This window comes from Janthinobacterium sp. PAMC25594 (genome assembly GCF_019443505.1).
Lineage (GTDB): Bacteria > Pseudomonadota > Gammaproteobacteria > Burkholderiales > Burkholderiaceae_D > Janthinobacterium.
In genome coordinates this window covers 6,228,053-6,240,061 of the sequence record NZ_CP080377.1, presented here as the reverse complement: position 1 = coordinate 6,240,061, position 12,009 = coordinate 6,228,053, and the positions used below count along the sequence as shown (strand labels likewise).

General features: G+C 63.8%; 11 protein-coding genes. 4 read left to right on the top strand and 7 right to left on the bottom strand.

Annotated elements, in window-relative coordinates:
* Positions 1-150: 150 nt before the first annotated feature.
* Positions 151-2,619, top strand: coding sequence for an ATP-binding protein (locus tag KY494_RS27965; RefSeq protein WP_219889102.1), 2,469 nt, complete (start codon positions 151-153; stop codon positions 2,617-2,619).
* A 301-nt stretch (positions 2,620-2,920) separates the two neighbouring features.
* A complete protein-coding gene (locus KY494_RS27960) occupies positions 2,921-3,904 on the top strand; it encodes a diguanylate cyclase domain-containing protein (RefSeq protein WP_219134612.1) in 984 nt (327 codons plus the stop codon).
* A 74-nt stretch (positions 3,905-3,978) separates the two neighbouring features.
* On the opposite strand, the gene KY494_RS27955 is transcribed toward KY494_RS27960, so the two are convergent.
* On the bottom strand, positions 3,979-4,374 hold the full coding sequence (locus KY494_RS27955) for a hypothetical protein (RefSeq protein ID WP_219889100.1): 396 nt from the start codon (positions 4,372-4,374) through the stop codon (positions 3,979-3,981).
* A gap of 309 nt (positions 4,375-4,683) precedes the next feature.
* On the opposite strand from KY494_RS27955, the gene KY494_RS27950 reads away from it, so the two are divergent.
* Both KY494_RS27950 and KY494_RS27945 read left to right on the top strand, forming a co-directional pair.
* Complete coding sequence (locus KY494_RS27950; RefSeq protein WP_219134610.1) at positions 4,684-5,397, top strand: sensor histidine kinase; 714 nt, start codon at positions 4,684-4,686, stop codon at positions 5,395-5,397.
* Positions 5,398-5,473: 76 nt separating this feature from the next.
* Positions 5,474-5,989, top strand: coding sequence for a DUF6265 family protein (locus tag KY494_RS27945; RefSeq protein ID WP_219889099.1), 516 nt, complete (start codon positions 5,474-5,476; stop codon positions 5,987-5,989).
* A 42-nt stretch (positions 5,990-6,031) separates the two neighbouring features.
* Here KY494_RS27945 and KY494_RS27940 read toward each other — a convergent pair whose 3' ends face one another.
* From KY494_RS27940 to KY494_RS27915, 6 genes are all read right to left on the bottom strand, one after another.
* Positions 6,032-7,330 carry an NAD(P)/FAD-dependent oxidoreductase gene (locus tag KY494_RS27940; protein ID WP_219134608.1) on the bottom strand — a complete coding sequence of 433 codons (1,299 nt, stop codon included), beginning with the start codon at positions 7,328-7,330 and terminating at the stop codon, positions 6,032-6,034.
* Positions 7,331-7,345: 15 nt separating this feature from the next.
* Positions 7,346-7,837 (bottom strand): hypothetical protein, encoded by a 492-nt coding sequence (locus tag KY494_RS27935; RefSeq protein ID WP_219134607.1) that lies wholly within the window; start codon positions 7,835-7,837, stop codon positions 7,346-7,348.
* A gap of 93 nt (positions 7,838-7,930) precedes the next feature.
* The gene (locus tag KY494_RS27930) at positions 7,931-8,698 is read right to left on the bottom strand and encodes a transporter (protein ID WP_258194516.1); all 768 of its coding nucleotides are present in this window, start codon (positions 8,696-8,698) and stop codon (positions 7,931-7,933) included.
* A gap of 83 nt (positions 8,699-8,781) precedes the next feature.
* On the bottom strand, positions 8,782-9,897 hold the full coding sequence (locus KY494_RS27925) for a methyl-accepting chemotaxis protein (RefSeq protein ID WP_219889098.1): 1,116 nt from the start codon (positions 9,895-9,897) through the stop codon (positions 8,782-8,784).
* A 27-nt stretch (positions 9,898-9,924) separates the two neighbouring features.
* Complete coding sequence (locus tag KY494_RS27920; protein WP_219889096.1) at positions 9,925-10,437, bottom strand: MCP four helix bundle domain-containing protein; 513 nt, start codon at positions 10,435-10,437, stop codon at positions 9,925-9,927.
* A gap of 192 nt (positions 10,438-10,629) precedes the next feature.
* Positions 10,630-12,009, bottom strand: a complete 1,380-nt coding sequence (locus KY494_RS27915) for a multicopper oxidase family protein (protein WP_219889094.1) — start codon at positions 12,007-12,009, stop codon at positions 10,630-10,632.

Below are 12,009 nucleotides of genomic sequence, written 5' to 3'. Positions count from 1 at the left end.
GGGCTACAATACCAGTCAGACAGGGGCGCTTGTGTCTCCTCTCATGCATGACGGCAGGCAATTCCATCATGACCCATTTAACTGAGCTTAGCGACGGCGGCCCGGCGGGGCAACAGCCCGCGCGGCAGACTCACCGTTGCAGGATTTCCGATGGCTAAGCATGACCGCAAGCAAGATCTGCTCCCCCCATCAGCGCCGCTGAGCCTATCCGACGAGCGCCTGGCCAACTTGCTGGAGGGTATTACCGACGGCTTTTGCCTGCTCGACCACGACTGGACCATCCGCTACATCAATACGCGCGGCGCCGACATGCTCGCACCGCAGCGTGCGCCCGGCGGCGAGCTGGCGGGCAGCAGCCTGTGGCAAGCCTGCCCCCACTTGCAGGGCACGGAACTGGAAGTGCAGTACCGGCGCAGCATGGCGCAGCAGCACAGCTGCAGTTTCGAGCTGCTGTATCCGCCGCCGGGGCGCTGGCTGGAAGTGCGCATCTTCCCGTCCAGCGAAGGCTTGACCACGTATATCCAGGACATCAGCCAGCGCAAGGCGGCAGAGGAAAGCTTGCGCCACAGCGAAGAAGACTTGCGCGCGCTGGCCAACTCCATCCCGCAACTGGCCTGGATCGCCAGCTTCGACGGCACCATCGCCTGGTACAACCAGCGCTGGCACGACTACACGGGCACCAGCGCCGAACAGATGGCGGGCGACGGCTGGAGCATCGCCTATGACGCGCGCTACCTGCCGCCCATGTTGCAAGCCTGGAAGACCGCCTTGCGCGATGGCACGCCGTTCGAAATGGAGTTCCCCATCCGCGGCGCGGACGGCCAGTACCGCTGGTTCCTGACGCGCGCCAATCCCGTGCGCGACCGGGGCGGCCAACTGCTGCGCTGGTTTGGCACGAGCACCGACGTCGACCAGGTCAAGCGCGCGCAGGAAGCCTTGCGCGACGAGACGCGCGTGCTGGAATTGCTCAACAACACAGGCGCGGCCCTGGCCAGCACCCTGGACTTGCCGGCCCTGCTGCAGGAAACCGTCGATGCGGCCACGCGCATCAGCGGCGCGCGCTTCGGCGTCTTTTATTATGACGAGGCGGGCGAGGCCCTCCCCTCGGCGCGCGCCGTCAACGGCCTCAGCCTGCGCCAGGCCGACACCGTCGCCGCGGAACTGCGCCAGGGACCGGCCATGCGCGAGAACGACCTGCTGGCCGCACCCGACGCCAGCGCCGATGGCGCGCCGCCGTTGCGCAGCTGCCTGAGCCTGCCCGTCAGTTCGCGCTCGGGCCTGTTGCTGGGGCGCTTGCTGCTCGGCCATCCGCAGGCGGGCATGTTCAGCGCGCGCAGCGAACGCATCGTCTCGGCCATCGCCGCGCAGGCCGCCGTCGCGCTCGACAATACGCGCCTGTACGCGGCCGCCACGCGCGCCGCCGAAGAGCGCAAGGTGCTGCTCGACAGCGAACGCGAGGCGCGCGCCGAAGCCGAGCGCACGAACCAGCTGAAAGACGATTTTCTCGCCACCCTGTCGCATGAACTGCGCACGCCGCTGTCGGCCATCCTGGGCTGGGCCCAGGTGCTGCGGCGCGGCACGCGCGACCAGGCCGACCTGCACCGCGGCCTGCAAAGCATCGAACGCAATGCGCGCGCACAGGCGCAACTGATCGAGGACTTGCTCGACATGAGCCGCATCACCTCCGACAAGGTGTTGCTCGACCTGCAGCCCCTCGCGCCCGCCAGCGTCATCGCCTCGGCCATCGAAACCCTGCGCCCGGCGGCCGACGCCAAGCACATCGCCATCCACAGCAGCATCGCCAGCGATGCGGGCAGCATCATGGGCGACCCCGGCCGTATCCAGCAAGTGATCTGGAACCTGCTGTCGAATGCCCTGAAGTTCACGCCGCAAGGGGGGCGGGTCGATATCGGCGTGCGCCGCGAGGCGAGCCGCCTGGCCATCACGGTGGCCGACAACGGCGTGGGCATCAAGAAAGACTTCCTGCCCCACGTCTTCGACCGCTTCCGCCAGGCCGACGCCTCCACCACGCGCCGGCACGGCGGCCTGGGGCTGGGACTGGCGATCGTCAAGCACCTGGTGGAACAGCATGGCGGCACGGTCACGGCCAGCAGCGCCGGCGACATGCAGGGCGCCAGCTTTACCGTGCGCCTGCCCCTGGGCGCGCCCGCCGCCGCGCGCCAGGCGGGCGGCGCCCCGTCCGCCAGCCCCGACTTGCGCGGCGTCAGGGTGCTGCTGGTCGATGACGAAGCCGATGCGCGCGAACTGACGGAACGCATCCTGCGCGACCACCACGCCGAAGTGCATGGCGCCGCCAGCGTGGCACAGGCGCTGCAACTGCTGGAGCAGGTGCGCCCGCATGTGCTGGTCAGCGACATCGGCATGCCCGATGCCGACGGTTTCGACCTGCTGGCGCAAATCCGCGCGCACGCTTCCCCTGACGCCGCCCGCCTGCCCGTGCTGGCGCTGACGGCATTCGCGCAACCGCAGGATCGCCAGCGGGCGCTGGCCAGCGGCTTCCAGGCCTGGGTCTCGAAACCGCTGGACCCGGCAGAGCTGCTGACGACCGTGGCGCAACTGGCCGCGACGCCCGTCACGGCCCCACTCTTGAAAAGATAATGCAAAGAAATACACACTGCAGAATAAAATGACTATTTTCGTGGGTTGGCCTTCCTACTTTCAGACGCGGCACTGTCCTACAAGCAACTAAGCTGAAATTTGCTACACTGAAATGCAGAAGCACCCCCTGCACGGCAGGCAGGAGACAGGCAGCCTTGGCTGCCATCAGTGGCAGAAGCGAGTTCAAGCGCTGTTGTGCGCCGTATCATGTTGCAAGGCGCTACTATCTTTCCCACCGCCGTCAGCCGATCATCAGCGGTAGAAGCCAGCGTTGCATAGACCGTATTAACCGAGACCCTACATGCCCAGCCAAGATGAGATTTTGAAAGCCAAAATTTTGGTCGTCGACGATTCGCCCGACAATGTCGACCTGATGCTGGAAATCCTGCGCGATGCGGGCTATACCAATGTCACGGCCACCATGCGTCCGGCCCAGGTCTGCCCCCTGCACCGGGAGCATTGCTACGACCTGATCTTGCTGGACCTGCAAATGCCGGAATTGAATGGCTTCCAGGTCATGAAAGGCTTGAAGGAAATCGAGCACGGCGGCTACCTGCCCGTGCTGGCCCTGACGGCGCAGCCGAGTTTCAAGATCGCCGCCCTGGAAGCGGGGGCGCGCGACTTCATCAGCAAACCGTTCGACCTGATGGAAGTGCACAAGCGCATCCACAACATGCTGGAAGTGCGCCTGCTGTACAAGGAACTGGCGCAATACAGCAAGCAGCAGCAGGAACTGGCGCTGCACGACCCGCTGACGGGCTTGCCGAACCGGCGCCTGCTGGAAGACCGCATCGAACACACGCTGCAGCAATCGGCCCGCAGCCGCGGCAAGTCGGCCATCCTGTACCTGGACCTGGATGGCTTCAAGGCCATCAACGACAGTTACGGCCACGGCTATGGCGATGACATCCTGAAAATGGTGGCGGCCCGCCTGGTGGGCGCATCGCGCAAGGAAGACACGGTGGCGCGCATCGGCGGCGACGAATTCGTCATCGTGCTGGGCAACCTGGCCGGCAAGGGCGATGCGCGCGAACCGGCCGCCAAGCTGATCGAAGTCATTTCCGAACCGTATTTCATCAACGACCTGACCTTGCGCCTGTCGACCAGCATCGGCATCGCCATCTACCCGGACGACGCCAGCACCGTCGAATCCCTGCTGGGCGCGGCCGACACGGCCCTGTATGAAGCCAAGCGCGCCGGCAAGAACCGCTTTTGCTGTTCGCCCCACGAAGTGATCGCGTCGCAGGTCAACATGCAAAAGAGCAGCATCCCCTCGATCGCCTGAACGTACTTTCCGCGCGGCACATAAAAAAACCGGCTGGACATCATGTCCAGCCGGTTTTTTATTACAGAGACACTTTATTTCTTGCTAGCCGTCACTTCATGCTGGCCCGCATGCTGGTGGTCCGTTTGCGCATTCACGGTGTCCGGCGCCACTTCGATGCGCGTGATGCCCGCATCGACGGAGATCGGGTCGCTGGCGGGGAAAGTCATTTCGACGGCATCGTCGAGCAACTCTTCCTTGGCCCGCTCTTCGCCGCTCATGCCCTCTTCATCGGCCAGGATGGCCAGCGCGCTGGCCCATTTGACGAAATTGAGGTTGGACAGTTCGCGCACGGTGGTCACGCCGAACGCCTGCTGCAAGGCCTTGGCATCCTTGGCGCTGACGCCGCGCAGGGCGCTGATGGGGGCGTTGACGATGTCGCGGAAGCTTTTGTCGAGGTATTCCTTGTCGACGATGGTTTCGATATTCATGGCATGTCCTTTCGTTTCGGTAAACGGGCCGGTGCTGCGCCCTGCGCCGCGGAGCGGCTATGTTGCATGGGGAGAATGCATGCCCCCACTATGGCAGCGCGCGGCGCCCCGGTATGTGCGCAGCCGTACGCAACGGCGGGAACGGTGCCCCTGGCGCCAACGATAATCTTGCCTATGATATAAAAATGATGGGAGGAGATTAAAATTGCCGAAAAGACAGAAATTTTCCATCCATGCGCCCTGCGATGAAATCCTCATGTATCATCCACCACTTGAATTTGGTCCACCTTTCACCATTCACGGGGCGCTATGTCCGCACAAACAGATCCGAACAAGGAAGCGGCCCAGGCCGATGCGGAACGCGCCGCCGATCTCAGCGAGTTGCTCGGTCATGTCAACACCAGCTGGGACAATGAACGGCGCGCCCTGTCGCGCCAGCTGCACGACAGCCTCGGCTCCTCGCTGACGGCGCTGACCATGCACTTGTCGCTGCTGACGCAAAAAATGCCGCAGGAAGCGGCCTTGCTCGACCGTGCGGCAACCATGAAGCAATTGCTGCTGAATGTGATCGAAACCAACCGGCAAATGCAGATGAAACTGTGGAATGACAAGCTGGAGTTTCTCGGCGTCAATGTCGCGCTGGGCGAACTGGCCGCGCAATTTGCCGACCAGCACAAGATCACCGTGCGCTGCAGCCTGCCCGACGATGAATTGATTTGCCCCCGCAACGTGGGCGTGGCCCTGTTGCGCACGCTGGAAGAAGCGCTCGGCAACATCGCCACGCACGCCAACGCCACAGAGGTGGACATCATCATCGACGACAACGACGAAGCACTGATGATGACCGTCAAGGATAACGGCGTGGGGCTGCCGGCCAGCGAACCCGTCGAAATGAACAAGCACGGCCTGCGCGCCGTGCGCGAGCGCGTGCATTACCTCGGCGGCAGCCTGAGCCTGACGGCCAATCCGCAAGGCGGCACGGCCCTGACCGTCGTCTTGCCGCGCATTAGCCCGAAAGAATAGTCCCTGCCAGGCCGCATAGTGCCAGGACACCGCCGGGCGCCCTGCCCCGCTGAACGATACGACGACAGGAGACCGCATGCAACGACTGATCCCCACCCTGCTGGCAGCGTTGCTGGCCACGAGCGCCGTCCAGGCCGCCAACAACACCGTGCCGCCGCCGGAAACCGTGGACAAGCTGGCCTGGCTGGCCGGCTGCTGGAACGTCGACGGCGCCGAACCCGGCTCCGGGGAACAATGGAGCACGGCCGCCGGCGGCACCCTGCTCGGCACCAGCCGCACCGTCAAGGGCGGCAAGACGACGGCCTTCGAATTCGTGCAGATCCGCCTGACGGAACCGGGGCAACTGGCCTACATCGTGCAGCCGTCGGGCCAGCCGCCCGTGATCTTCAACCTGCTGCGCCAGGACAAGCCGAATGAATTCATCTTCGCCAACCTGGACAATGACTTTCCGAGCCGTATCATCTACCGCCACGACAGCGAGCGCATCTTGCATGCCAGCATCACCGGCAGCTTGAAAGGCAAGCTCACCACCATCGATTTCCCCATGACGCGGGGCCGCTGCGAAGCGGCGCCGATTACGCGCAGCAAATAAAAAGGGGCCGCAAGGCCCCTTTCTGCGCTGACATCCACTTAATTAATGCAGCTTCACCTGCGGCGTGCTGCGCTTGATCAGGAAGCGGCCCATGGCCATGACGGCCGTGCGCACGCTGCCCAGCACGGCGTTGTGGTGCATCAGGTGCAGGCTGACATACATCATGCGCGCGACAAAGCCTTCGACGAACCAGCTCAGGCCCTTCAGCGAACCCATCAGGGTGCCCACCGAGGTGGTGCGGCCGAACGACACGAGCGAACCGTAGTCGAGGTACTCGTACGGCTTGCTTTGCGGCGGCTTGCCCTTCGCTTGCAGCAGGAAAGTTTTCAGCAGGTAATCGGCTTGCTGGTGGGCGGCCTGGGCGCGCGGCGGCACCAGCTTGCCGTCCGGCCCCATGCAGGCGGCGCAATCGCCGAGCGCGAAGATATTCGCATGACCCTGCACATTGAGCATGCCCGTCACTTCCAGCTGGCCGGCGCGGTTGGTCGGCAAGCCCAGGGTCGACAGAAATTCCGGCGCGCGGATACCGGCGGCCCACACGCAGATGTCGGCCGCATAGCTGGTGCCGCTGGCCACCGTCACCTTGTCCGCTTCGATCGTGGTGACGCGCGTATCGGTCACCACGCTGATGCCATGTTGATGCAGCAGTTTCGAGGCGGCGATGGAGACGCGCTCGGGCAGCGGCGCCAGGATGCGCGGCGCCCCTTCGAGCAGGGTGATGCGCACATCCTTGATGGCGTTGAGATTCTGAAAACCATACGCCGCATACACGCCGCTCGCTTCGCGCAATTCGGCCGCCAGCTCCACGCCCGTGGCGCCGCCGCCGATGATGACGATATCGACGCCGGGATGGCCCGCGTCGCCCTGGCGCTGCTCGGCCATGGCCAGCAGTTTCAGCAGGGTCAGACGGAAACGTTCGGCGTCTTCCGTGGCATTCAGGGAAATCGTGTTTTCCTTGGCGCCGGGCACGCCGAAGTAATTCGAGGTGCTGCCCACGGCCAGCACCAGCTGGTCATAGCTGACAGTGCGCTGCGGCAAGAGCTGTTCATCCTTGTCGGTGGCGATGGCGCCCACGGTGAGGCTGTTCGTGGCCGCATCGAGCGCGATCAGGGGGCCATAGACATAGGTAAAACCATTGTCATGCGCCAGCATCTGGTACGACAGGCCTTCCTGGTGAATATCCAGGGTGCCGGCCGCCACTTCATGCAGCGACGGCTTCCAGATATGGTACAGCCGGCTGTCGACCAGGATGACCTGGCCGGGGCCGAGCTTACGGCTGAGTTTGCAGGCCAGCTCCAGGCCGCCTGCTCCTCCCCCTACGATTACGATTTTACTGTGCAAAGATCCTCCTGCGTGTTAATCCCTGTGCCCGTTGCCGTTGCCATTGCCGTGACCATTGCCATTGCCTCGGCCCGGCTTGTCATCATGCTTGTCGCGCTTGTCGTCATGCTTGTCATAGTGCTTGTCATGCTTGTCGTCATGACGGCCGCGGTCGCCATAATCGGGACGGCCATGGTCGCCATGCTGCTGGCGGTAACGGGGCGCATATTGGTTGTTATACCAACTATCCTGGACGAAATAGACCTCTTGGTTACAGGCATTATACTTGCGGCAGTGCTTGGACCAGTTTTTCGCATGGCCGGGCGGCACGCGCAAATAGATGGGGCGGGCCGAATAGTATTGCGGGCGCTGCACGATGACGGGCTGCGCGTAGATCAATTGCGGCGCGGGATAGTCACCTATGTCGATGCGTCCGTAAAAGCCGGGCTGGCCGATGGTGACGGAAACTTGGGCAACGGCGGCGGTACCTGCCGACAGCAGGACGGCGGCGAGAATGAGGGTTTTCATGAGGACACTCCTTTTATCAGTTATGCGGCAATTGTAGACCTTGTGCAAGCCACTGTTTGTTCGCAAGGACACATAAGGAATGCCCTCGCAATTTCACCACAGCTTGCCCAAAGGCACTACCAAGCCGCTGAACAGCGACCAGTCCGGCGACGCCGCCGTCAAGCCGCGCGCCATGCCGATGTCGATGGCCAGCCGTGGCGTGGGACTGTAGGTGGCGGCCAGCAAGAGCTGCGCCGTGGCCGGCGCGCCGCGCAAACGCGTGCCCGACACTTCCGCCGTGGCGCCCCAGCGCGCGCTGACGGGCGTGGAAAAGGAGGTTGCCCAGCCCGTTTGCACCCGGCCCGTGCCGGGGTCGGAGGCGCCCAGGCGCGTGGCGTTCAGGTTGGCGTCCATGTGCACGGCGCCCAGGTCACGGCTGAAAATGCCGTTCAGCGACACGTCGCTCTTGCCGCTGCCGATGCTGTCCTTGGCCGTCGGCAACTTCCAGCCCAGTTCCAGGCCCAGCGCCGTGGCGCTGTCGAGCAAAAAGGCGCGCTTGAGCACGACGGTCGTGTCGCCCACGCCCGTCTCGCGCCGGCCCGTGTCATCGCGCGCGCGCACGAATCCCTCGCCTGCGAGCAGCACGCCCCATTCGGGCGTGAACGCCAGTTTAAACGTGTATGGCAGGCTGGCGCGGCGCGTATCGTCCGTTTTGGACAGCAAGCCGCCGGCCTCGAATTCCAGCTGGCCCGGCACGGGCAGCTGGGCGGGACTGGCCACGGAAGGCCGGTAAGGCAGGACGGGATCGTCCTCCTGCGCCTGCGCCAATGGCGCCAGGGACAGCAGGGAAAAACACAGCAACGGCAAGCGGAGAGAAGACATGGAAGACCCGGAAGTGGCAAATGCGCAATGGCGACAGCCTACCACCAAGCCCGGGTGTGCGTGTTGCGCCGATCCTGCCGCGTTCAGGCCAGGCGCCGCACGCCCTGCCTGGCGGCGGGCGCCGGCCGGCGCAGCGGCGTGACGTTGCTGGCCGGCGCCACGGTCAGCTGTTGCGCCTGGGCATGCAGGCGGAACACGCCCACCAGTTCCGTCAGGATCTGCGCCTGGTCTTGCAGCGATTCGGCCGCCGCGGCCGCCTCTTCCACCAGGGCCGCGTTCTGCTGCGTCACCTGGTCCATTTGCAAGACGGCCTCGTTGACTTGCTCGATGCCGGCGCTCTGTTCGGCGCTGGCGGCCGTGATTTCCTGCATGATGTCGGCCACCTGGCGCACGCTGGTGACGACTTCATCCATCGTCTTGCCCGCGTCATGCACGAGCCTGGAGCCGATTTCCACCTGCTCGACGGAGTCGCCGATCAGGGTCTTGATTTCCTTGGCGGCACTGGCCGAGCGCTGCGCCAGGTTGCGCACTTCGGACGCCACGACGGCGAAACCGCGCCCCTCCTCGCCCGCCCTGGCCGCTTCCACGGCCGCGTTCAAGGCGAGGATGTTAGTCTGGAAGGCGATGCTGTCGATGACGCTGATGATGTCGACGATCTTGCGCGAGGAGGCATTGATCGATTCCATCGTCTGCACCACCCGCCCCACCACGGCGCCGCCCTTGCCGGCCACATCGGAAGCGGCGCCGGCCAGCGCATTGGCCTGGCGCGCGTTATCCGCATTCTGCCGCACGGCCGACGTCAGCTGCTCCATCGAGGATGCCGTTTCTTCCAGCGAACTGGCCTGTTCTTCCGTGCGCGACGACAGGTCGAGGTTGCCCTGGGCGATTTCGCTCGAGGCCGTATGGATGGTGTCCGTGCCCGAACGCACCTGGCTGACGATGCCCACCAGCTTGTCGCGCATGGCTTTCATGGCGAACAACAGGCTGGCGTTGTCATGGCTGGCCGTGCGGATATCGACGGTCAGGTCGCCCTCGGCGATGGCGCCCGCGATCTTGACGGCATACGCCGGTTCGCCACCGAGCTGGCGCGTCAGTCCGCGCGTGATCAGCGCGCCCAGCGCCAGGCCGGCCACCATGCTGCCCAGCACCAGCGCGATCATGAAGCTGCGGCTGGCCTGATACACGCCCGATGCCTGCATGGCCGCCGCCTTGGCGCGCTCTTCTTTTTACAGCGACAATTTATCGAGCATGCCGTCGAGTTCGTCCGCATGCTGCCGCGTCTTGTTGAGCAACTCGACCAGTTGCGCGCTGTGCTGGGCCAGCGGCTCGGCCGCGGCCAGCGCCAGCGCCTGCTGCATGGTGGCGATATAGTCCACTTCGACGGCGGCAAAACGGGCAAACAGTTCCTTGGCGGCCGACGTGACGAACAGCGGCTGGGCCTTGGCCAGGTAGCTTTTATTTAATTCGAGGAATTTGGCGATGTCGGCCTGGCGCGTGGCGCGCTCCTCGGCCGTGGTAGCCAGCAAGAAATTACTACGGGCACGGCCCACCTTGATCAGGGCGATGTTGGCTTCCTTGATATGCGACAGGCCCAGCAATTCGCTGTTGTACATCTGCCCCGCCATGGTGTCGATCTTGCCCATGTTGAAGATGCCGATGCCGGCCACGATGGCCCCCATCAGTGCGACACAAAAAAACGCCGCGATCAGGCGCGTGCCCACCTTCATCTGACTCAACATGATTCCCCCATAGTCCGGCCACCAGTGCTCGAAGAAGCAGCTGAATGTCTTGAATATAGAGAAAATAGCGGGGTAGAAATACGCGCATTGTCACTAAACGATAATAGCTTGATTTATAACAACAAGCACCAGGGCTTGCCGTGCTAGGCAAGCCCTTAATATTAATTTAAAAATAATAATATTATTGAGACATTAATGATCGTGCCTGAGCGGCTTGCGCACCGTCATCTCGACCCCTCCCTTGGCCGCCGGCGCCGGCGGGCCGGCGCGGCGCACCGCTTCCGGCAAGGCGCCCGTCCATTCATACGCCACGCTGCCGGCCGGGTGCTTGTACCAGCCCGGATCGCGGTAATCGCCCGCTTTCTGCTCCTTGCGCACCTTCACCGTGGTAAACATGCCGCCCATGCCGATGGCGCCGAACGGGCCGTCGCCGGCCATCATCGGCAAGGTGTTGTCGGGAATCGGCATCTGCATCTCGCCCATGTCGGCCATGCCCCGTTCGCCCATCACCATGTAGCCGGGTACGAGCTGGTTGATCTTCGCCGCCACGCCCTGGTGGTCGACGCCGATCATGGTGGGTACGTCATGCCCCATGGCATTCATCGTATGGTGCGATTTGTGGCAGTGGAAAGCCCAGTCGCCGAGGTCCGTGGCCGTGAATTCCACGGCGCGCATCTGCCCCACGGCGATATCGGTCGTCACTTCGGGCCAGCGCGATTCGGGGCGCGTCCAGCCGCCATCCGTGCCCGTCACCTCGAATTCATGGCCATGCATATGGATCGGGTGGTTCGTCATGGTCAGGTTGCCCACGCGCACGCGCACCTTGTCGCCCTGGCGCACGACCATCGGGTCGATGCCGGGGAAGACGCGGCTGTTGAAAGTGAACAGATTAAAATCCGTCATGGTCATGATCTTCGGCGTGTAGCTGCCGGGATCGATGTCGTAGTTGCTGAGCAGGAAGACGAAATCGCGGTCCACCTTCATGAAATGCGGGTCTTTCGGGTGCGTCACCCAGAACCCCATCATGCCCATGGCCATCTGCGTCATTTCATCGGCATGCGGGTGATACATGAAGGTGCCGGGGCGCCTGGCAACAAACTCGTACACGAAGGTCTTGCCGGGAGGAATACCTGGCTGGGTCAGGCCCGTGACGCCATCCATGCCGTTGGGCAAACGCTGGCCATGCCAGTGCACGCTCGTGTGTTCCGGCAATTTATTCGTGACAAAGATGCGCACCCTGTCACCCTCCACCACTTCGATGGTGGGACCGGGCGACTGGCCGTTGTAGCCCCACAGGTTCGCTTGCATGCCGGGCGCCAGTTCGCGCACGACGGGTTCGGCCACCAGGTGGAATTCCTTGACGTTGTTGTTCATGCGCCAGGGCAAGGACCAGCCATTCAGGGTGACGACGGGGTTATACGGCCGGCCGTTCGGCGGCGGTGGCGGCGCTTTCGTTTCCGCACCGGCCATGCTGACGGCTTCCGGCAATGACGCCGCCCCCACGCGGCTCACCGCGGCGGCACTCAGGGCGACGGCGCCCGCATTCATGAAAAAGTTTCTACGTGTAATCAT